We start from the raw sequence: 19928 nt of genomic DNA on the forward strand, positions 1-19928 counted from the left end.
TGCAGGCAGCATCCGCATGGACCGGGGTGCCACGTTCCGGCACCCGAGCCTCGGGCGGGGTGGCAGCACATCCGAAGGTCATCGCCCAGACCATGAGTCGAAACACCCTCACCTGACGCTCCACTCACGACGCGTTCATTCCCTACCGGAAGTGATTTCAAGGCTGACATTCATCCCCATTGTCTGTCCATCCCTCCCCAGGGGTACACTGTCCTTGTGTCTATCAATGACCCGCGACATACGTACGACTGCATTGGCTTCCACCAGACACCTGAATGACCCGCCCTTCGATGTGAACACCTTGCCCAGGAGCGGCGTCGAAGCACCCGAGAGGCGTCTGGCGGGGCACACCCACGCCCCGGGAGAATGCACGCTGGCGCACCGTCCCCCTTCATCGCGGTAGCCAGCGCGCTCCGGTCACGCCACGCTACACCCTCCGTGGACGACACCCGCCTTCCCGACCCCGACGCCCTCCGCCCGCTGCTCACCGACGCGCTGTCGCTGCCCGCGCTCCAACCGCACGGCCCGCGCCTGGAGCGCCTGCTGGAGGACTACGCCCGCGGCGTCGCCCGCAGGGACGCACCGCTCATCGTCGCGCTCGTCGGCGCCACCGGCGCGGGCAAGTCCACCCTGCTCAACGCGCTCGCGGGGCAGTCCTTGTCCCGCGAGGGCGTGGACCGCCCCACCAGCACCACGTCCACCCTCTTCGCGCCGGAAGGCACGCCCGTGGAGGAACTGTCCCGCACCGGCGCGCGCGTCGTGCGCTACACGCCCGGCCCCCAGGGCCTCTGGAGCGGACAGGTCTTCATCGACACGCCGGACCTCAACAGCGTGGCCACCACCCACCGCGATGTCGCCCGCGCCGCGCTGGACAAGGCCGACGTCGCCCTCGTCGTCATGCACCGGGGCAGCGTCGCGGAGGCCTCCCAGGTGGAGTTCCTCAACGAGTTCGCCCGCCGCCGCGCGCTCGTCTTCATCCTCAACTTCGCCGACGAGCTCTCCGCCGAATCACGCGAGGCGCTGAAGTCCCAAATCCGCCGCGTCGCCACCCAGCACCATGGGCTCGCCGCCGAGGACGTCCCTGTCTTCGCCATCAGCGCCCGCGCCGCGAAGGACGGTCAGGACGTGTCCGGTGAGTTCGGCCCGCTCCTCTTCCACCTGCGGGGACTCGCCACCCAGGCCGTCGCCGCGCGCGTGCGCCACACCAACGCCCTGGGCGCCCTGGAGGAGTTCTCCTCCACCGTCCAGACCGCCCTCACGGAGACGGATGCGCTCCTGGGCAAGACGCGCACCGCGCTCGACGCGGGCCTCGCGCGCGCGGCGGAAGCGCTTCAGGGCGACTTCGACGCACGGCTGGGCCTGGCCCACGGGCACCTCGCGTCGGAGGTGCGCCGTCAGGCCGCGGGCCGCTTCTGGGGTCCCGCCGCGTGGGGCCTGCGGCTGTCCTTGTGGGGTGCTTCCGGCATGGGCGCCGGCGCATTGGTGGCCCGGCGCAGCCTGCCTGCCGGGCTCGCGGTGGCGGCGGCCTCCACGGTGGTGGACGCCGTGAGGGATCGCACGCGCGCCCGCGCCGCGGAGGTCGCGGTGGTGGAGCCCTTCGAGGACGACTTCCTCGCCGAGTCCGCCGCGCGCACCGCCCTGGCCGAAGCGCGCAGCGTGGCGCGCGCTCAGGGACTGGAAGCGGAGACCCTGGGCGTGCCGGACGTGGAGACGATGCTTTCGGAGTTGCGCCTGGCCCGCGCGGGGGCCTGGCGCTACACGGCCTCCACCGCCGTCGCGGAGGCCGTGGCCCGCTGGTGGCGCACGGCCCGGTGGCTGGTGTTGCCGCTCATCAACCTGCCCCTGCTCGCGCTGTTGGGGCACGTCGGGTACCGCGTGGTGAGGGGCTACGTGGAAGGCCCCCTGTTGCCGTTGGAGTACTTCCTCAACGCGGGGGCCTTCTTCGGACTGCTCGCGGGCGCCGGAGCGCTGATCGCGTCAGCGAGTCTCGTCGGAGCCGCTCGCCATGCGGGGAGAGCGGGACGGGCTCGCTTTGTCGAGTCCCTCGCCGCCCTGGGCGGGAGGCTGGGAGAGGCCGTCGAGAATGGCCTTGGCCCCGGGCGGCAGGCCGCGCGACGCATCCTGGATCGAACCCGCGACGGGCGGTGACATGGACACCACCGCCTGGCCCGGCGTGTGGACGCCCCCATTGGACGCCATCATCGGCTGAGCGGAGTCCTTGCACAGCGGCGCCGACACCAGCGTGTCGCGCACCGGGTCCCCGAAACCCACGATGCGCGCGGGCACGGAGGGGTTGTTCCACCCGGAGCCCTGCTCCTTCGCGACCTTGAAGTGCAGGTGCGCGCCGCACGCCCAGCCCGTCGCGCCGGAGAAGCCGATGAGCTGGCCCTCCTTCACGCGCTCACCGGGCTTCACCACCACGGCGCTGAAGTGCAGGTACTGCGTCTCCAGCCCGTCGCCATGGGAGATGACGACATAGTTGGCCAGCGGCGCGAACTGCTCGCCGCACCCACCCTGCTTGCTGTCGCCGCGCGCCATGCGGACGGTCCCGTCATGCGACGCCACGATGGGCGTGCCTTCCGGCATCCGGAAATCCCACGCGAACGTGTCGTTGTGCTGGTGACTGCCCGTTTCGTGGCCCTGACTCACCGTGTAGATGCGACCACACGCGAAGGGCACAGCCACCTCGGCGACAACATTCGAGGCGGCCTGGGCCTTGGGGGGGACGGAGGGAGCCGAAGCGAGGAGGGAGCCGACGAGAAGAGCGGTAATGGTCATATCGGGGCGGGCGGACAACCGGTGCAAGGGCTTGCGGTATTTCCCACTGATTTTCGCTCAATCCCGAACGGATCACTAGCAGCCGAGCTGCGCCCCGCTCCGTCTCAAGGGGCCGACCCTTGACCACACCACAGGGGAGAAACCGGCCTGAAGCACGGGAGCGCCTGCCTCGTCGCCTGCCCGGTTGGCGGGCCTGAGCCCTCTGGAAGAGACCCGCCCCAATCCCTGCCAGCCGGACGGTCGCAAAGACAGACGCTCGGACGCTCTCCTGCCCTGCCAGCAGGCCTGGGACACCCCGCCCGCGTGGATCAGCGACAGGCCCCCGTGCGGCATCCGACACGTGGAAGCCCGGCCCAACAAAGTGACTGGTCACTTTTTAAGTTGCGGACTATCCTTCAAGGCATGCCCCCGAAGTCCGTCCCCCGCTCCAGGCCCGCCCCCAGGACGGCCGTCGTCCGCGCCGTGCCGGGGGTGCGCCGCACGCAGGCGGAGCGCCGGGAGACGACGCGGCGCAAGCTGCTGGACGCGACCCTGGAGACGCTGGTGGAGCAGGGCTACGCGCGGCTGACGACGGTGGCGGTGGCGAAGCGGGCGGGCGTGTCCCAGGGGGCGCTCTTCACGCACTTCGACACGAAGGAGGAATTGCTCGCGGTGGCGGTGGAGCACCTCTTCCCGCGCATCATCCAGGACTTCCTGGCGGGCGTGGGCGCGCGGCCCTCCGGCAAGGACCGGGTGGGCGCGGCGGTGGACATGTTGTGGGCCGTCTACCAGCGTCCGGAGTTGCAGGCGGCCATCGAGCTGTACGTCGCGGCGCGCACCGACCCGGAGTTGCAGCGGGCGCTGGCGGCGGTGGACGGGCCGCACCGCAGGAACCTGCACCGCGTGGCGCGGGAATTGTTCCCGGACGTGGCCGCCACGCACCCGGACTTCGACGACGTGGTGGAGCTGGCCCTGGACGCGGTGCAGGGCGCGGCGGTGGGCGGCGCGGCCCGCCCGTCGGACCCGGCGCACCGCCGCATGCTGGACACCCTGGCGCGCTTCATGCGCGTCGCCTTCGCCCCCAAAGCCTGAGCGGTTGAAACAGCAGGAGGTCTTTCATGGACACGGCGCACATCCCCGACCTCATCACCCCGGCCATCCCGGTGTTCGTCCTCACCGTCATCGCCGAGGCCCTGTGGGTGAAGAAGCTGCGCGCCGAAGGAGGCGACAGCGTCAAGGGACACACCTGGAAGGACACGGCGGCCAGCCTCGCCATGGGCCTGGGCAGCGTGGCGGTGGGCGTGGGCTGGAAGGGCGTGGCCTTCGCGGGCTACGCGGCGCTCTACCACCTGACGCCGCTGCGCATGGGCTCCGGACTGGTGGCCTGGGTGCTGCTCTTCTTCCTGGAGGACCTCTGCTACTACGCCTTCCACCGCGTCCATCATGAGAGCCGCTTCTTCTGGGCCTCGCACGTGGTGCACCACTCCAGCCAGCACTACAACCTGTCCACGGCGCTGCGGCAGACGTGGACGCCGATGACGGGCTGGGTGTTCTGGGCGCCGCTCGCGCTGATGGGCTTCTCCCCGGCGATGATCGTCACGCAGCAGGCCGTGAGCCTGCTGTACCAGTATTGGATCCACACGGAGGCCATCCACCGGATGCCGCGTCCGTTCGAGTGGCTGTTCAACACGCCCTCGCACCACCGCGCGCACCACGCGTCCAACCCCATCTACCTGGACACGAACTACGCGGGCATCCTGATCATCTGGGACCGGCTCTTCGGCACCTTCACGCCAGAGGTCGAGCGCCCCATCTACGGGCTGGTGAAGAACCTCACCACGTACAACCCGGTGCGCATCGCGTTCACCGAATACGGCAACATCGCCCGGGACGCCGCCCGGCCGGGGCCCCTGAGCCAGCGGCTGTCGTATGTCTTCCGCAACCCGGCGTGGAAGCCCCAGGGGGCATTGCCTCCAGAGGCACCTCCGCCCGTGGAAGCGGCGCACCCGGCGCCGTGAGCACGCAAGCGCCTCCCGGAGGACAGGGGGCGCAAGCGAAGCGACGTCCAGGCAACGTGGAGCACGACATCGTTGCGTCGGTGCCGTGCGGGCCTTGCTACGGTGGGAGGCGATGATTTCCAGGCCCCGCGCGTGAAGGCGGGCGCCTCTCCCAAGCAAGGAGTCGGGTCATGACGGAGCGCGAGTTGTGGGAGCGGTACCAGCGGCACCTGTGCGTCGTCCCCTCGGTGGGGCTCACGCTGGACATCTCCCGCATGAGCTTCGGCGCGGACTTCCTGGACGGGATGCGCGCGCGCGCGGACGCGGCGTTCCAGGCCATGGATGCGCTGGAGAAGGGCGCCATCGCGAACCCGGACGAGAAGCGCCGCGTGGGCCACTACTGGCTGCGCGCGCCGGAGCTGTCACCGGAAGCCGGGCTGAAGGTCGACATCACCGCCATGCAGGACGCGGTGGCGGCGTTCGCTCGGGACGTGCACGCCGGCAAGGTGAAGCCCGCGAAGGCGGCGAAGTTCACGCAGGTGCTGCTGGTGGGCATCGGCGGGTCGGCGCTGGGGCCGCAGCTGGTCGCGGACGCGCTGGGTTCGCACCGGGACCCGATGCAGGTGCACTTCCTGGACAACACGGACCCGGACGGGATGGACCGGACGCTGGGGGCCCTGGGTGAGCGGCTGTCGGAGACGCTCACGGTGGTCATCAGCAAGTCGGGCGGCACCAAGGAGACGCGCAACGGCATGCTGGAGACGGAGCGCGCGTACCAGCAGCGCGGCCTGGACTTCGGCGCGCACGCGGTCGCGGTGACGGGCGACGGCAGCGAGCTGGACCAGTACGCGAAGAAGCACCACTGGCTGCGCACCTTCCCCATGTGGGACTGGGTTGGCGGGCGCACGTCCATCATGTCGGCGGTGGGCCTGGTGCCGGCGCGGTTGCAGGGGCTGGACGTGGACGGCTTCCTCGCGGGCGCGAAGGACATGGACGCGGCGACGCGCGTGCATGACGTGGCGAAGAACCCGGCGGCGCTGCTCGCGCTGATGTGGTTCCACGCGGGCGGCGGCAAGGGCACGAAGGACATGGTCATCCTGCCGTACAAGGACCGGCTGATGCTGATGTCCAAGTACCTCCAGCAACTGGTGATGGAGTCGCTGGGCAAGGAGCTGAGCCTGGACGGCAAGGTGGTGAACCAGGGCATCGCCGTCTACGGCAACAAGGGCTCCACGGACCAGCATGCGTACGTGCAGCAGCTGCGCGAGGGCGTGAACAACTTCTTCGTCACCTTCGTGGAGGTGCTGAAGGACCGCGACGGCAAGTCCATGGCGGTGGAGGGCGACAACACCAGCGGCGACTACCTGCTGGGCTTCTTCCTGGGCACGCGCCGGGCGCTGTTCGAGAAGGGCCGCGAGTCGATGACGCTCACCGTGCAGGACGTGAGCGCGCGCACGGTGGGGGCGCTGATTGCCTTGTACGAGCGGGCGGTGGGGCTCTACGCCAGCCTCGTGAACATCAATGCCTATCACCAGCCGGGCGTGGAGGCGGGCAAGAAGGCCGCGGGCCGCGTGCTGGAATTGCAGGGCAAGCTGCTGGCGAAGTTGCAGGCGGCGAAGGCGGAGGCGCGCTCGGCGGATCAGCTGGCCCAGGACATCGGCGCGCCGGACGAGGCGGAGACGGTGTTCAAGCTGCTGGAGCATCTGGCCGCCAACGGCGACCACGGCGTGAAGCGCTCCGGTGGAGAGCGCCCCGCGGAAGCCCTTTTCCAGGCGGGGTAGCGGACACTGTGATTGCCCGGCGGGGCAATGCCTTACGGGCCCGGGCGGCGGATAGCCTGGGTCGCCATGGGACAGGGCTTCGCCGGGGCTGTGCAGGGCTGGAGCTGGGCACGCGCGCATTCCGTGGGGATGTGGCTGTGCGTCCTGGGGGGCGTGAGCGCGTGTCCGGAGGTGCACCGGCGGGGAGGGTTCGCGGACCGGGCGGTACACCAGGATGTGAAAGAGCAGGTGCCGGAGGGGGACTGCGACTCAGATGCTTTCAGGCGTTTCTGCACCAATGGGCGCAATCAGAGTGACGAGTGCATCGAGGCGTGCGAATGACGCGACCGTGGCAGGCACTGGTGAGCCTTCTCGGCTGCCTCGCGTTGATCACCCCGCTCCTCTTCGCCCTGGGGCGACTGAGGGAGTCCGACACCCTTGAGGTGCCAGGGCAGGCACGGCTCATCCCCATCCTCGGCATCGAGGACCACACGCGACTGCTGACATACCACCGCTCCTGCTCGAAGCAGAGCGACTGTGAGCACCCGCTGGGCTGCTTCTTCGACGTCCGGTACGGACACTACTGCACGGACAGCAACTGCATGACCGACGTGCAGTGTCCCGAGGGTCATCGGTGCAGCACGCTGACGACCATCCTTGGAGGGCCACGGGTCAAACTCTGTGCCCCCATCGGGCCGCGCCTGGAGGGAGAGCATTGCTGGGATCTCCCCAGGAACTCACAGTCTGCTTGCACCGCGGACCTTCGCTGCTCGGGCGAGGGTGGTTTCTGTGCCCGCGCATGCACGCTCGACGAACCCGATACCTGTCCACAAGGCTTCTTCTGCGCGGATGTGAATCCGGGGCCTTCGTGCCTGCCCACGTGCGAGACACAGGAATGTCCGGACGGCCAGCACTGCATCCCCTCTGAGGAGGGGACCTCCACCTGCGCGAAGATCTACGGTCCCAATTGCCTGGAGACACCCTGTCCCGAAGGACGCAAATGCGAAGTCTTCCCGGACGCGCGATTCCCCGGCAAGGTCTGGGCGGAGTGCGTCGAGCGCTGTTCCGACAAGAACCCCAACCCCACCTGCGCGGAGGGCCAGGTCTGCGACCGCTATCACTGCCTCCAGGCCTGCGACCCGAACGGACCCAATCCGTGCGCCGAGGGCTACCACTGCGACCGCCGCAAGCAGACGCTCCCCTGGTCCTGCCAGCCGGACTCCTGGCCTGATCGCTGACCTCCCGACGTCTCGCCTGCACCCAGGTGCCGGGCCGTCCACCAGCGGATGAAGCCTCGCACCGGTGTGCACGGCCGACACATCCCCGGGCCTCCACGGACGGGATGTGGGAGGCCCGCGACGGTCCCATCCTCGGGGTTCGCGATCCACCGGAGCCCCCCTGATGAAGACGTCGCGGTCCGCGCCCCTCCTCGTCCCGCCCGCCGCCCCTTCACCCCAGGAGACAGAAGACCCGTGGCGCTTCGACGCGCTCGGCTCCGTGCGCAGCCGCGACGCGGTCACCCTGGATGCGCTGCCCCGCGCCCGCTACCGCTCCGCCTTCGAGATTGGCGGTGCCATCGGCGTCCTCACCGAGAAGCTCCAGGCACGCTGTGACGCCCTGCTCTCCGTGGAGGTGTCCCGGCTGGCCCAGGCCCGCGCCATCCACCGCTGTCGCTACCTGCCCCACGTGCGCTTCCAGGTGATGGCCGTGCCGGACGAATACCCAGACCAGCGATTCGACCTCACCCTCGTGTCCGAACGCGCCTGCCATTGGAGCCCGCAGGAATTGGAGCGCGCGCAGCAGCGCATCCTCGAACACCTGGAGCCGGGCGGGCACCTGTGTCTCATCCACTGGACCGGCCAGAGCCGCGACATGCGCCTCAACGGCCACGACGTCCATGACTCCTTCCGCCGCCTCTCCCCCAAGAGCCTGCGCCACCTGCGCGGAGAGATGGACGGCACCTGGCGCCTGGACCTCTTCGAGCGCCTCTAACCCTCTTCCGTCCGGATCTCGACCGCCCCCCATAAACCCGCGCCCCACGCGCCCCGCTCCAGCGGTAGAACGAGCCGCATGGAACTGGGAATCACAGGAAAAACAGCGCTCGTCACCGGCAGCAGCCGGGGCATCGGACGGGCCATCGCCACGGTGTTGTCGCGCGAGGGCGCGCGGGTGTGCGTGTGCGCTCGGAACCTGGAGCCCGTGGAGGCGGTCGCCAAGGCGCTGCGCTCCGAGGGCGCGCAGGTGGCCACGGTGGTCGCGGACGTGGCGACCCCGGAAGGGGCCCAGTCCGCGGTGGACGCGGCGGTGCGCGCCTTCGGCTCGCTGGACATCCTGGTCAACAACGTGGGCGGCAGCAGCGGCGCGGGCGCCTTCGACGCGGCCAGCTCCGAACAATGGGCGGACGTGCTCCAGCGCAACCTGATGTCCGCCGTGTGGTGCAGCCAGCGCGCACTCACCGTGATGCGCGCGCGAGGGGGCGGCAGCATCGTCCACCTGAGCTCCATCTTCGGCCGCGAGTACGCCACCAGCGCGCCCTACAGCGCGGCCAAGGCGGCCCTCATCGCGCTGACCAAGGAGATGGCGGTGGACCTGGCCCCCCACCGCATCCGCGTCAACGCCGTCGCCCCCGGCTCCATCTTCTTCCCCGGGGGAAGCTGGGACAAACGCCAGCAATTGGACCCCGAAGCCGTGGCCCGCATGGTGCGCGAGCAGATTCCCTGGGGCCGCTTCGGCACGCCGGAGGAGGTGGCGGACGTGGTCGCCTTCCTGTGCTCCGAGCGGGCGAAGTGGGTCACCGGCTCCACCCTCCCCGTGGATGGCGGCCAGGGCCGCGCCTTCTAGGACGCGCCAGGGCCTCCTGACGGTAGAGTCCGCGCGCATGAGGCCACTGGCTTGCTGAAGCTCTACAAGAAGGACGGCGACACCCTGCGCTACTGGGAAGCCTGGGAGCACGAGGGCGTCGTCACCGTGCACTGGGGCCCCGTGGGCGATGGCGGCGAACAGAAGGCCGTCCCCGTCCCTCCCGACGAGGACCCCGACATGGTCATCGCCCAGGAGGCCGAGTCCCTGGTCGACGCCGGCTACGACGAGCCCGAGCCCGAGGCCATGGCCGTGCTCCTGGTGGAGTACGCCGTGCAGGGCAAGGGCAGCGGCCACGACTTCGAGCAGCGCAACGCCGTGGAGGAATTGCTCACGGACGCGCTCGGCTGGACGGGCAACGGCGAGGTGGAGGGCGGCGAGACGGAAGGCGGCTTCATGCGCGTGCACTGCCGTGTGATGGATGAAGAGACGGCCGCGCGCACCGTGGTGGAGGCGCTGGACTCCGAGGACCTGCTCGAAGGCGCCCGCGTCCTCGTGGCCCGGGGCGAGGAGAAGCCCCGCGTCGTCCACCCGCCCCTCTTCCCCGTGCTCAAGTAGCCGTCGTCTCCTGAGCCCCGGACGCGGCCCCCGGAGGCTGGGGTCGGAAGACGCGGAACAGGAGCACCAGCGACGGCACCACCGTCACCGCCCCCACCCCGAGCGCGACCAGCAACAGCCGCATCACCCCCGGCGACGCCGCCGCGCTTCGCAACGTCAGGCCCGGGTACACGAGGTACGGCGCCTGGGACACCGCCCACCCCAGCACGATGAGCCCTGCTTGCGTGGCCGCTGCCACCCGCGCGGCCCGGAAGCGCCGCGTCCACAGGAGCGCGAGGGCCACCACCGCCGCCACCGCCGTGCCCACGTGCAGCGCCAGCGCGAACGGCGTCTGCGACAGCCCGGTCCACACCCGGGGCGCGCCCTCCTTCGACAGCAGCAGCACCGCCAGGGCCAGCGGGAACAGGAGCCCGCCCGTCACCAACGCCCGGCGGCGGAAGTCCTCCGCCAGTTCCAACGTGTGCGCCTCGTGCGTGAGGTACACCGCCGCCAGGAACGCGAAGAGCCCCAGCGTCAGCACGCCCACCGACACCGCGAAGGGGGACAGCCACGACGCGAAGAAGCCGCTCACCACCGCGTGCCCCTGCATGCGGATGGCGTCGCTGGCCACCGCGCCCACGCACATGCCCAAAAGCAGCGGCGCGACCACGCTCGCCACGCTGAAGACGACGCCCCAGCGCCGCTCCACCGCGTCGCCTCGCGTGTCGTAGGCCCGGAAGGTGAACGCCGTCCCCCGGAACACGATGCCCAGCACCAGCAGCGTCAGGGGCACGTGCAGCGCCACGCTCAGCGCCGCGAACGCTCGCGGAAAACCGCTGAACAACAACACCAGTCCGACGATGAGCCAGACATGGTTCACCTCCCACACCGGCCCGATGGCGCGCGCGATGAGCGCCCGCTGCTCCGCCTTGCGAGGCCCCAGCGCCAGCAGGTCCCACACCCCGCCGCCGAAGTCCGCTCCGCCCAGGAGTGCGTACAGCACGAACGTGCCCGCCACCGCGAGCCCCAGCACCTCTTCAATGGCCATGGGCCACCTTCCCGTCCGCCGCGCCGGGCAGCGTGCCCGCCACCTGCCGCCAGAGCACGAAGAGCACCGTCACCCCGAGGAACAGGTACACCGCCGTGAAGGTGAAGAACGGCGCGGCCAGGTGCGGCACCGGCGTCACCGCCTCGCTGGTGCGCATCACGCCCCGGACGATCCACGGCTGCCGGCCCCACTCGGTGACGAGCCACCCCGCCTCCAGCGCCACCAACCCCAGCGGCCCCGCGACCAGCCACGCTCGCATCAGCCCCCGCCCGTGCGGCCACTCGCGGCCCCGCCACCTGCGCCACAGCGTCACCAGCGCGAGCAGCGCCATCAGGCTTCCCGTGCCCACCATCACCTGGAAGGCCACGTGCACCTTCGCCACCGGCGGCCAGGTGTCGCGTGGGAAGTCGTTCAGCCCCTTCACCTCCGCGTCCGGATCGCCGAACGCCAGGATGGAGAGCCCCTTCGGTACGCCGATGGAGCCCGGGACGGTGCGCGTCTCCACGTCCGGCAGCCCCCCCAGCAGCAGCGGGGCGCCCACCTCCGTGTGGAAGTGCCCCTCCATCGCGGCCAGCTTCACCGGCTGCGCCTTCGCCACGTGCTTGGCGGACAGGTCCCCCACCAGCGGTTGCAGGAGCGCGGTGATGCACGCGAGCGGCAGCGCGACGGACAGCGCCTTCTTGTGGAAGGCCGCCCCCGGGTGCTTGAGCAGGATGAAGGCGTGGATGCCCGCCATGGCGAACGCGCTGGCCTGGTAGCTGGAGAGCAGCACGTGCGTCGTCTGGTACTGCCAGCCGGGGCTGAACATCGCCACCAGCGGCTGCACGTCCACGGGCCCCGCTGGCGTGGCCGTGAAGCCGGACGGGTTGTTCATGAACGTGTTCACCAGCGTGACGAAGAACGCGCTGGCCGCGCCGCTCACCGCCACCATCACGCCGCTGAACAGGTGCAGGTTCGGCGACACCCGCTCGCGGCCATACAGGTAGATGCCCAGGAAGATGGCCTCGGTGAAGAAGGCCACGCCCTCCAGGCTGAAGGGCAGGCCAATCACTTCCCCGTAGCGGCCCATGAACTCCGGCCACAGCAGCCCCAGCTCGAACGACAGCACCGTGCCGCTCACCGCGCCCACCGCGAACAGGATGGCGGTGCCCTTGGCCAGCTTCTCGCTGAGCTTGCGGTAGTCGTTGTCCCCCGTCCGCCGGTGCTTCCAGTCGCTCAGCACCATCAGCACCGGCAACGCCACGCCGGCCGCCGCGAACACGATGTGGAACGCGAGCGACAGCCCCATCTGCGCACGCGCATAGAGCAGGTCCGTCATGTGCATCAGTCTGCTTTATGCGCGCTTTTTACGCATTCACTATTTCTTATCAGCGTCCGCAGGCACCTTGGCGATGGTTCGGGAGGGCACCAGGGACTGCATGGAGTTGCGGGCCACGGCGGTGGCGAGCGTGGTGGCGAAGATCATCACCAGCTTGCGTCCCAGCTCCGCCCCCAGGGGCTTGTCCTCCACGCTGGTGGCCACCCGCTCCGGATGCTCCCACGCCCGCGACAGGGCCTGACGGCGCTGGCGGCGCACGCGGTCGTCATGGTGCCGGGCGCGGTAGATGGCGAACCCCACGCCCGCGCCCACCACCACCAGCGCGGCGGCGCCCACGGTGACGAGCAGGTCGCGGTTCTGGTTCAGGTGGTAGCGCACGTCGGTGGCGCGGTGGCGTCGGCGGTCCAGCTCCTCCAGCGTCAGCAGCAGCTCGTCGCGGATGCGGTCCGCGGTCTGCTCCACCTGCTCCCGGTCGCCCATGCGGCGGGTGATGGCATGGTCGGCGATCTGGAGGTCGGATTCGGGGGCCTGGCTCATTGCAGCGTCTCCCGCGTCAGCTTGAAGTCCGCCTTCAGACGCTCCTGGGTGTGGGGCATCGCCTGCTTGGGCACCCGCTTGGAGCCCAGGAACAGCAGCAGGCCCGCCACCGCCAGCAGCACCACGCCCACGATGGCCACGCCCAGGGCGGCGACCACGGGGATGGCCAGGCCCAGGGCGACGAAGAGCACCGCCAGCGACGTGAGGACCAGCACGGCCCCGGCTCCCAGGAGGATGCCCGCGGTCTTGGCGGCCTTGAGCTCCTGCCTCAGCTCCTTCTTCGCGTGCATCACCTCCGCCTTCACCAGCAGGCGGGTTTCCGACAGGGCATGCCGGATGAGCTCCGACGTGGAGAGCGTCTCCAACTGGGTGCGCTCCAGGCGTTCCGATTCGAGGTCCACGACCGTGCCTCCACTTGGTGGGCCCAGGGAAAGACAGCAGCGGACGCCTGAGCGGCGTCCCGTCCGCCCCTGTTCTGTCCCTCAAGGTGGTCAGGAAGGGTGGGCGGGAGAAGTCCCGACGCACACCCCACCGTCGTTCGTCTGCCTGCCTGGTGCCCCCGCCCGGAAAGGAGGGGCGGGCTTCCAGGCACGGGGCGGACGCTAGCGGCGGGTCTTCTGGTGGGCGATCGCCGTGGCCAGCGTCTCGCGCACCTGGCGGGCCCGGAACAGCCGGTCCGCGGTGTCCACCAGGTTCTCCGCGTACAGCACCTGCTTGCGCAGGCGGGCCGGCAGCGCGCGCGTGCCCAGGTGCGCGCCCAGCAGCGCCCCGGTGAGGGCCGCGGCCACGTCCGCCTCGCCACCGCAGCGCAGCGTGAGGACGACGGCCTCGCGGAAGTCGTGCGGCACCTTCAGCGTCGCGTACAGCGAGGTGAGCAGCACCGGCACCACGTGGGCCGGCAGGCCGTCCACGCCCTTCAGTTCGCTGGGGGGCACGCCCACCTTGCGAAGCTGGTTGAGCGCGCGCGTGGTGTCCCAGGTGAGCAGGCGCGGCAGGTGACGGATCTCCTCCGCCAGCGCCTTGTCGTGCACCGCGGCGGCCAGCGCCAGGGCGTCACAGAAGGCCGAAGGCGTGAGGGCCTCCTCCTCCATGCCCAGCGCCACCGCCTGCGCGAACGCGGCCGCGGCGGCCGCGCAGATGGGGTCCTTGTGCGTGATGACCGTGAGCACGCCCGCGTCGTGCGGCAGGCGCGCGCGCTGGCCGCTCTCGAACAGGCCCACCACCAGCGCGCGGCTCAGGACGGACGGGCAGCGCGTGCCCAGCGGCGCGCCCGCGCTCATCCACGGCGTGCCACCCGCGAGCCGCTGGAGCGATTCAGAAAGGCTGCGCGGCGGCTGAAGGATGATGCCCTCCTGCCACAGCCACGCCAGGTGCGCCGCGGCGCTGCGGCCGTCCACCTTGCCCTCGCGGATGACGCTCTCCGCGGCGGCGAGCAGCAGCTGCGTGTCGTCGCTGAACTGGCCCTTGGCGAACTTGCCGCGCGGGCGGGGCGCGAAGTCCTCCGCGAGCCCGGGCAGGCGCGACAGGCTGGCAGGAGGAACGCCCCGGAGCGGAAAGCCGAGTGCGTCGCCGATGGCGAGCCCGAGAAACGCCGCATGAAACCGGTCCTGGCGATCTGCGGGGGTCAGCGGCATCGGAGGGGAGGAGGTTACCCGAGCCTCAGGCAAGGACGAGCACCGAGATGAACGCTGCGAGGGCGCGCGAAGCGACAGCGTTTTCATCATGGGGCCTTGACGTGCACGAAGCGGGTTCGGTGAAGCGATGGACAGGAAACCTCCCGCCGAATTGCACCGCGCGCGTCGACACTTTCTGCCTCCTCCGCCGTCAACGCGGCGCAACCGGGGGCGCGGTAGCTATCGCATCCCGCCGCGTTTCAGCAAGCAGGCGGCCCCGATGACGTACGCGAGCCCCCTTCCGTGTCCAACTCCGGATGCTGCGCATGAACCGAAAGGGACGCACGGGTGGCCGCGCGTGGGTGCGCAAGGCGCCGTGCGCGTGCACCGCCCACGGGCTCAGGTGTTCACCTTGACGCGAGCAACTTCGCGTCGATCAGCACCGCGCGCACGAAGCCTCCGCGCGCACGCACGCTCACGAATCGTCGCGGCCCAGGTTGACCACCGCGAGCAGCCGCGCCACCACCGCCTCCGCGCCCTGGTACAGCCGCGTGCCGTCCCAGAGCGCCGGGGACGTGTGGCCCCCGCGCTCGCGCCAGTCCGCCTCCACCTCCGCGTAGGTGAGGTTGCGGAAGCGCACGCGGTCTTCCAGCGCGTGGTCGGTGACGAAGAGGCGCGCGGTCGCGGACGGCGGATCCGCGATGCGGTGGAACAGCTCCAGGACGGGGGCGACAGGAGGGCTCATGGCGGGCCCGCATCATGCGCCCGGCGCCAGAGACGCAGAAAGGGTGAAGCGCCGTCCCCGGTGTCACGGGGCTTCGGTGCTCCACCCTCTTCGCGTCACGGCAGGTGTTTCATGCCGCCCTTCCAGAAGGGCGTCGCGGAACGTGTCAGCGATTCTCGCTGGCGGTGATGCGCGCGGCCTCGCGGCGCACGGAGGCCTGCTCCAGCGCGTAGCGCGCGTCCGCGCTGTTGAGGTCCTTGAGGCGCGCCTCGGACTCCGCCAGGCGGCGACGGGCGCCCGCGACGTCGATGCCGTTGACGTGCTCGGCGGCGTCCGCCAGCACCAGCACCTTGTCGTTGCTCACCTCCACGAAGCCGCCGGCGATGAAGTACCGGTCCTGACGGCCGCCCTCGATGAGGGTCAGCGTGCCCGGCTCCACCAGCGACAGGAACGGCGTGTGGCCCGGCCGCACGCCGAACAGGCCCTCGCCGCCCGGCACGATGGCCTCGTCGGCCTGCACGGTCAGGATGCGCTTCTCGGGGGTGACGATCTCGACAGTCAGCTTGGCCATGAACGTCCTCGTGCTACCGCATCAGAAAGTCAGCCGCTGGGTCTTCACGCCCACCGGCTCGAACTCCAACACCCCGGCGTCCGTCAGGCGGGGGCCCTTGCCCGGGATGCCCAGCGTGCCTTCCATCCACTTCAGGTGGTGCGTCATCTGCCGCACCTCGGAGAGCTGCTTCGTCGTCATCAGCTCCGTCAGCCGCTTCTCCTGGAGCTTCTGACCGGCGCGGTCGAACTGGGCCGCCACCATCACCCGCGCCCAGGACAGGCCGCTTCCCCGCTTCTGCTTCCCGGCGGACGGCTTGCCCTTCTCCACCAGCGGGTAGAGCACCCAGACCTTCTCCCCGTCGTTGGACGCGAAGTACAGGTCATCCACCGTCCCCACGCACACGTCCGCCGACCAGAGGGGCCCGTTCTCCTTGAGCATCTCCAGCCGGCACGTGCCCACGCCCGTGTCCACCATGCGCACGCTGTAGAGCCCGTTCGCGCTCACCCGCGCCCGGCTGCCACGCTCCTCCGCCAGGGCGGAGGGCGCGACACAGTAGAGCATCAGGGCGAGCGCGGCGGTCAGGCGCATGGGGTGGCTCGGGACGGCGCTTAAGCCGCCGCCAGCTTGCGAGCGTTCTCGATGACCTCGTTGATGTCGCCCGTCATGTAGAAGGCGCTCTCCGGGATGTCGTCGTGCTTGCCGTCCGCGATCTCCTTGAAGCCGCGGATGGTGTCCGCCAGCTTCACGTAGCGGCCGTCCTTGCCCGTGAAGACCTTGGCGACGAAGAACGGCTGGGACAGGAAGCGCTGGATCTTCCGGGCGCGCGCCACGGACAGCTTGTCCTCTTCCGACAGCTCGTCCATGCCGAGGATGGCGATGATGTCCTGGAGTTCCTTGTAGCGCTGCAGGATGCCCTGGACGCGGCGGGCGACGGCGTAGTGCTCCGCGCCGAGCACGTCCGCGGACAGGATGCGGCTGGTGGAGTCCAGCGGATCCACGGCCGGGAAGATGGCGAGCTCCGCGATGGAGCGGTTGAGCACCGTGGTCGCGTCCAGGTGGGCGAACGCGGTGGCGGGCGCGGGATCCGTCAGGTCGTCGGCGGGCACGTAGATGGCCTGCACGGACGTGATGGAGCCCTTGTTGGTGGAGGTGATGCGCTCCTGCAGGCCACCCATCTCCGTGGCGAGCGTGGGCTGGTAACCCACGGCGCTGGGGATGCGGCCCAGGAGGGCGGACACTTCCGAGCCGGCCTGGGTGAAGCGGAAGATGTTGTCCACGAAGAGGAGCACGTCACGGCCCTCCACGTCGCGGAAGTACTCGGCCATGGTGAGCGCGGAGAGGGCGACGCGGGCGCGGGCGCCGGGCGGCTCGTTCATCTGGCCGTAGACGAGGACGGCCTGGCTGGCCTCCAGGTTCGCGGTCTGGATGACGTTCGTCTCCTGCATCTCGTGGTACAGGTCGTTGCCCTCACGGGTGCGCTCACCGACGCCGGCGAACACGGAGAAGCCACCGCGCTCCACGGCCACGTTGCGGATGAGCTCCTGCAGGAGCACCGTCTTGCCCACGCCGGCGCCGCCGAACAGGCCGATCTTCCCGCCTCGGGTGTAGGGGGCGAGCAGGTCGATGACCTTGATGCCGGTCTCGAACATCTGCACGCGCACGTCCATGTCCGTGAACGTCGGGGGCGCGCGGTGGATGGGCCAGTACTCGGTGGCCTTCACGGGGCCCATCTCGTCCACCGGATCGCCGGTGACGTTCATGATGCGGCCCAGGGTGGCCTTGCCCACCGGCACCTGGATGGGGGCGCCCGTGTTGCGCACCTGCATGCCGCGGCCCAGGCCCTCCGTGGAGTCCATCGCGATGCAGCGGACGGTGTTCTCGCCCAGGTGCTGCGCGACTTCCACCGTCAGGTTGTCCTGCTCGGCGCTCAGGTTGGGGTTGGTGATCTTCAGGGCCGCGTAGATTTCCGGGAGCCCGCCGGGCGGGAACTCCACGTCGACCACGGGGCCGAGAACCTGCGTGACCTTGCCAGTCGTCGGAACTTGAGCGCTCATGGAATCCTCTGCCTTGTCTCGTATGGCGAGCGGCCGGGACGCCGCCGCCCATCAGGAAATCGACCCCAACAAAAGGGGTGGGCGCGCCCCCTTTACCGGGGGCCCCCCGGCAGGGTCAAGCCTCCCGGGTCCGCGCGCGTAAGTCCCGCTTAGCGGAGCGGTGTCCCCAGCGCCAGTCCCCCGTCGAAACCTTCTTCCCCGCCTGCCTTCCGGCCAGGAGGAACGACGAACGACGAACGACGAAGGGCCCGACCCGCGCCATGGAAGCGCGAGCGGGCCCCTGGGGGTCCAACGGAGCGGGAGGCGGACTACTTGAGGGCCTCGGCGCCGGAGACGATCTCCATCAGCTCCTTGGTGATGACCGCCTGACGGGTGCGGTTGTAGAGCAGGGTGTAGCTGGAGATCATGTCCGTGGCGTTGTTGGTCGCGTTCTCCATGGCGCTCATGCGCGCGCCCTGTTCGCTGGCCACGCTCTCCAGCAGCGCCCGGTAGACCTTGATGTTGACGGCCTGGGGCACCAGCCGGTCCAGCACGGCCTGACGGGAGGGCTCGTACTTGAAGTCCACCAGGGCGGGCGCCGCGGCGACCGTCTCCGGCGTGGGGGCCTTCGTCGTGGCGGGCTGCAGGGGCAGCAGCTGGGCCACGGTGACGTTCTGGGCAATGGCCGAGACGAACTCGTTGTAGACGACGTAGACGGCGTCCACTTCGTCATTGAGGAACGCGGCCGTCAGCTCCTCGGCGACGTTGGCGGCGGAGCGGTAGTTCAGCCCCGCGTACAGGCCGGCGAAGTCCTTGCGGATGGACTGGCCGCGGTTGCGGAAGAAGTCGTTGCCCTTGCGGCCCACCGTCGAGACGCGCACCTGGAGGTTGCTGTGCTCGTACAGGAAGCGGTTGGCGCGACGGATGATGTTGGAGTTGAAGCCGCCAGCGAGGCCACGGTCGGACGTGAGCAGCAGCAGCTCCACGCGGCGCACCGGGCGGGAGGCCAGCAGCGGGTGCGCCAGCTCCTGGTCGGCGGAGCGCACGGCCAGCTCGGAGATGATCTGGTCCAGCGTCTGCGCGTAGGGGCGCGCGGCGAGGATGGCTTCCTGCGCCTTACGCAGCTTCGCGGCGGAGACCATCTTCATCGCCTTGGTGATCTGCCGCGTGTTCTTCACCGAGCGGATGCGCTTGCGGATGTCTCGAAGGGACGCCATGGACCGGAAACTCCTCTGGGACGACGTGCGGCGCGCACCCTCGTGGACGGCCCGGGCTGGCCGGAATGGGGGCGGCGGGCCCCCTATATAGGCGGGGCGGGGGCCGGTCAACGGCGGGGTGCCCGGAGTCGGGCCTGGGGCGCCCCTCTTGCAGGGTGGGAACCCGGCCGCCGGTCGCCGGGGGGACGGGCGGGCGTGAACAGTTCCGGGGACGCGGATGCAAGGTTCGCTTTCCGCGAACGGCCCGCCGGAAGAGAATGGAGCCTTCCGACCGTTTTGCGAGGTCCATGAAGGCTGGCGGCACGACCAGGGTGTGGGTGCGCAGGGGCCTGGGGGTGCTCGGGCTGGGCCTCGCCGTGGTGCTGGGCCTGTCCCACTTCGTGCGCCTGCGCTACCAGGGCCGCATCGTGCCGCTGGCCGGGGCCCCCGAGGCGCCCCTGGCGCTGGTGTTCGGGGCGGGGCTGGCGCCGGGCGCGGTGCCCTCGCCGGTGCTGGCGCAGCGGCTGGACGCGGCCATCGCGCTCTGGCGGCAGGGCAAGGTGCGGGCGCTCCTGGTGAGCGGGGACAACTCCGCGCCCTTCCACGACGAGACGCGGGCCATGCGGCGCTACCTGGTGGAGCGCGGCGTGCCGGACGCGGTGGTGCTGGGCGACGAGGCGGGGCTGTCCACCTACGACAGTTGCCTGCGGGCGCACACGGTGTTCGGCGCGAACCGGGCGGTGCTCGTCACCCAGCGATTCCACCTGTCGCGGGCGCTGTTCATCGCCAATTCGGTGGGCATCGACGCGTGGGGCGTGGCGGCGGACGAGGGCCGCGCGACCCCCTGGCGCTACACGCTGCGTGAGACGCTCTCCCGGGTGCTCGCGCTGGCGATGGTGGTGCTGGAAGTGGAGCCCGGCAGCCTCAACAGCCGGCCACCGGCAGCCCCTCGCTGACGCGGGACGGGCCCGGCAGGCAGGCGGCCGGCTCGGATTG

The 19928-nt window shown here is 70.4% G+C and carries 19 protein-coding genes and 1 pseudogene; 9 read left to right on the forward strand and 11 right to left on the reverse strand.

Annotation, left to right across the window (positions count from 1 at the left end):
* Positions 1-438: 438 nt before the first annotated feature.
* Positions 439-2148, forward strand: coding sequence for a GTPase (locus OV208_RS03265; protein WP_267572325.1), 1710 nt, complete (start codon positions 439-441; stop codon positions 2146-2148).
* A gap of 225 nt (positions 2149-2373) precedes the next feature.
* On the opposite strand, the pseudogene OV208_RS03270 reads toward OV208_RS03265, so the two are convergent.
* Positions 2374-2778: pseudogene (locus tag OV208_RS03270) on the reverse strand (M23 family metallopeptidase); the annotation flags it as partial.
* A 402-nt stretch (positions 2779-3180) separates the two neighbouring features.
* Between OV208_RS03270 and OV208_RS03275 the strand changes: the two are divergent.
* The 7 genes from OV208_RS03275 to OV208_RS03305 all read left to right on the forward strand — a co-directional run bounded on the left by OV208_RS03275 (position 3181) and on the right by OV208_RS03305 (position 9931).
* The gene (locus OV208_RS03275; RefSeq protein ID WP_267572326.1) at positions 3181-3849 is read left to right on the forward strand and encodes a TetR/AcrR family transcriptional regulator; all 669 of its coding nucleotides are present in this window, start codon (positions 3181-3183) and stop codon (positions 3847-3849) included.
* Between the two features lie 26 nt (positions 3850-3875).
* Positions 3876-4775: a sterol desaturase family protein gene (locus OV208_RS03280; protein ID WP_267572327.1), complete on the forward strand. Its 900-nt coding sequence runs from the start codon at positions 3876-3878 to the stop codon at positions 4773-4775.
* Between the two features lie 170 nt (positions 4776-4945).
* Positions 4946-6535, forward strand: a complete 1590-nt coding sequence (locus OV208_RS03285) for a glucose-6-phosphate isomerase (RefSeq protein ID WP_267572328.1) — start codon at positions 4946-4948, stop codon at positions 6533-6535.
* A 317-nt stretch (positions 6536-6852) separates the two neighbouring features.
* Complete coding sequence (locus OV208_RS03290) at positions 6853-7752, forward strand: hypothetical protein (RefSeq protein ID WP_267572329.1); 900 nt, start codon at positions 6853-6855, stop codon at positions 7750-7752.
* 163 nt (positions 7753-7915) lie between these two features.
* Entirely contained in the window at positions 7916-8506 is a 591-nt protein-coding gene (locus OV208_RS03295) for a class I SAM-dependent methyltransferase (RefSeq protein ID WP_267572330.1), read from the forward strand.
* Positions 8507-8584: 78 nt separating this feature from the next.
* Positions 8585-9355 carry an SDR family NAD(P)-dependent oxidoreductase gene (locus tag OV208_RS03300; RefSeq protein WP_267572331.1) on the forward strand — a complete coding sequence of 257 codons (771 nt, stop codon included), beginning with the start codon at positions 8585-8587 and terminating at the stop codon, positions 9353-9355.
* 51 nt (positions 9356-9406) lie between these two features.
* Positions 9407-9931: a hypothetical protein gene (locus OV208_RS03305; protein ID WP_267572332.1), complete on the forward strand. Its 525-nt coding sequence runs from the start codon at positions 9407-9409 to the stop codon at positions 9929-9931.
* On the opposite strand, the gene OV208_RS03310 is transcribed toward OV208_RS03305, so the two are convergent.
* The 10 genes from OV208_RS03310 to atpG form a co-directional block, all read right to left on the reverse strand.
* On the reverse strand, positions 9924-10958 hold the full coding sequence (locus OV208_RS03310) for a cytochrome d ubiquinol oxidase subunit II (RefSeq protein ID WP_267572333.1): 1035 nt from the start codon (positions 10956-10958) through the stop codon (positions 9924-9926). The two genes, OV208_RS03305 and OV208_RS03310, sit on opposite strands and share 8 nt — an antisense overlap.
* Positions 10948-12276 carry a cytochrome ubiquinol oxidase subunit I gene (locus tag OV208_RS03315; RefSeq protein WP_324291334.1) on the reverse strand — a complete coding sequence of 443 codons (1329 nt, stop codon included), beginning with the start codon at positions 12274-12276 and terminating at the stop codon, positions 10948-10950. The genes OV208_RS03310 and OV208_RS03315 overlap by 11 nt, the downstream gene beginning before the upstream one ends.
* Positions 12277-12315: 39 nt before the next feature.
* Positions 12316-12813, reverse strand: a complete 498-nt coding sequence (locus OV208_RS03320) for a hypothetical protein (RefSeq protein WP_267572335.1) — start codon at positions 12811-12813, stop codon at positions 12316-12318.
* Positions 12810-13214, reverse strand: a complete 405-nt coding sequence (locus tag OV208_RS03325) for a phage holin family protein (protein WP_267572336.1) — start codon at positions 13212-13214, stop codon at positions 12810-12812. Before OV208_RS03325 ends, OV208_RS03320 begins: the two co-directional genes overlap by 4 nt.
* Positions 13215-13415: 201 nt before the next feature.
* On the reverse strand, positions 13416-14447 hold the full coding sequence (locus OV208_RS03330) for an ADP-ribosylglycohydrolase family protein (RefSeq protein ID WP_120540947.1): 1032 nt from the start codon (positions 14445-14447) through the stop codon (positions 13416-13418).
* Between the two features lie 454 nt (positions 14448-14901).
* Complete coding sequence (locus OV208_RS03335; RefSeq protein ID WP_120540946.1) at positions 14902-15171, reverse strand: hypothetical protein; 270 nt, start codon at positions 15169-15171, stop codon at positions 14902-14904.
* A gap of 145 nt (positions 15172-15316) precedes the next feature.
* Positions 15317-15721 (reverse strand): F0F1 ATP synthase subunit epsilon, encoded by a 405-nt coding sequence (locus OV208_RS03340; protein WP_267572337.1) that lies wholly within the window; start codon positions 15719-15721, stop codon positions 15317-15319.
* A gap of 21 nt (positions 15722-15742) precedes the next feature.
* Entirely contained in the window at positions 15743-16291 is a 549-nt protein-coding gene (locus tag OV208_RS03345) for a hypothetical protein (protein ID WP_267572338.1), read from the reverse strand.
* A gap of 20 nt (positions 16292-16311) precedes the next feature.
* Positions 16312-17757, reverse strand: a complete 1446-nt coding sequence (gene atpD, locus OV208_RS03350; RefSeq protein WP_267572339.1) for a F0F1 ATP synthase subunit beta — start codon at positions 17755-17757, stop codon at positions 16312-16314.
* Positions 17758-18065: 308 nt separating this feature from the next.
* Positions 18066-18953: an ATP synthase F1 subunit gamma gene (gene atpG / locus OV208_RS03355; protein WP_267572340.1), complete on the reverse strand. Its 888-nt coding sequence runs from the start codon at positions 18951-18953 to the stop codon at positions 18066-18068.
* Positions 18954-19240: 287 nt separating this feature from the next.
* Between atpG and OV208_RS03360 the strand changes: the two genes are divergently transcribed.
* Complete coding sequence (locus OV208_RS03360; RefSeq protein ID WP_267572341.1) at positions 19241-19888, forward strand: SanA/YdcF family protein; 648 nt, start codon at positions 19241-19243, stop codon at positions 19886-19888.
* Positions 19889-19928 lie beyond the last annotated feature (40 nt).

It is taken from the genome of Corallococcus sp. bb12-1 (genome assembly GCF_026626765.1).
Classification (GTDB): Bacteria; Myxococcota; Myxococcia; order Myxococcales; family Myxococcaceae; genus Corallococcus; species Corallococcus terminator.

What these genes read in the sequence shown, in the direction of transcription:
- OV208_RS03330 (WP_120540947.1), bottom strand. Translation starts at nt 14,447, where the DNA reads ATGCCGCTGACCCCCGCAGATCGCCAGGACCGGTTTCATGCGGCGTTT.
- OV208_RS03285 (WP_267572328.1), top strand. Translation starts at nt 4,946, where the DNA reads ATGACGGAGCGCGAGTTGTGGGAGCGGTACCAGCGGCACCTGTGCGTC.
- OV208_RS03335 (WP_120540946.1), bottom strand. Translation starts at nt 15,171, where the DNA reads ATGAGCCCTCCTGTCGCCCCCGTCCTGGAGCTGTTCCACCGCATCGCG.
- OV208_RS03315 (WP_324291334.1), bottom strand. Translation starts at nt 12,276, where the DNA reads ATGACGGACCTGCTCTATGCGCGTGCGCAGATGGGGCTGTCGCTCGCG.
- atpG (WP_267572340.1), bottom strand. Translation starts at nt 18,953, where the DNA reads ATGGCGTCCCTTCGAGACATCCGCAAGCGCATCCGCTCGGTGAAGAAC.
- atpD (WP_267572339.1), bottom strand. Translation starts at nt 17,757, where the DNA reads ATGAGCGCTCAAGTTCCGACGACTGGCAAGGTCACGCAGGTTCTCGGC.
- OV208_RS03340 (WP_267572337.1), bottom strand. Translation starts at nt 15,721, where the DNA reads ATGGCCAAGCTGACTGTCGAGATCGTCACCCCCGAGAAGCGCATCCTG.
- OV208_RS03280 (WP_267572327.1), top strand. Translation starts at nt 3,876, where the DNA reads ATGGACACGGCGCACATCCCCGACCTCATCACCCCGGCCATCCCGGTG.
- OV208_RS03345 (WP_267572338.1), bottom strand. Translation starts at nt 16,291, where the DNA reads ATGCGCCTGACCGCCGCGCTCGCCCTGATGCTCTACTGTGTCGCGCCC.
- OV208_RS03290 (WP_267572329.1), top strand. Translation starts at nt 6,853, where the DNA reads ATGACGCGACCGTGGCAGGCACTGGTGAGCCTTCTCGGCTGCCTCGCG.
- OV208_RS03295 (WP_267572330.1), top strand. Translation starts at nt 7,916, where the DNA reads ATGAAGACGTCGCGGTCCGCGCCCCTCCTCGTCCCGCCCGCCGCCCCT.
- OV208_RS03300 (WP_267572331.1), top strand. Translation starts at nt 8,585, where the DNA reads ATGGAACTGGGAATCACAGGAAAAACAGCGCTCGTCACCGGCAGCAGC.
- OV208_RS03275 (WP_267572326.1), top strand. Translation starts at nt 3,181, where the DNA reads ATGCCCCCGAAGTCCGTCCCCCGCTCCAGGCCCGCCCCCAGGACGGCC.
- OV208_RS03310 (WP_267572333.1), bottom strand. Translation starts at nt 10,958, where the DNA reads ATGGCCATTGAAGAGGTGCTGGGGCTCGCGGTGGCGGGCACGTTCGTG.
- OV208_RS03320 (WP_267572335.1), bottom strand. Translation starts at nt 12,813, where the DNA reads ATGAGCCAGGCCCCCGAATCCGACCTCCAGATCGCCGACCATGCCATC.
- OV208_RS03360 (WP_267572341.1), top strand. Translation starts at nt 19,241, where the DNA reads ATGAAGGCTGGCGGCACGACCAGGGTGTGGGTGCGCAGGGGCCTGGGG.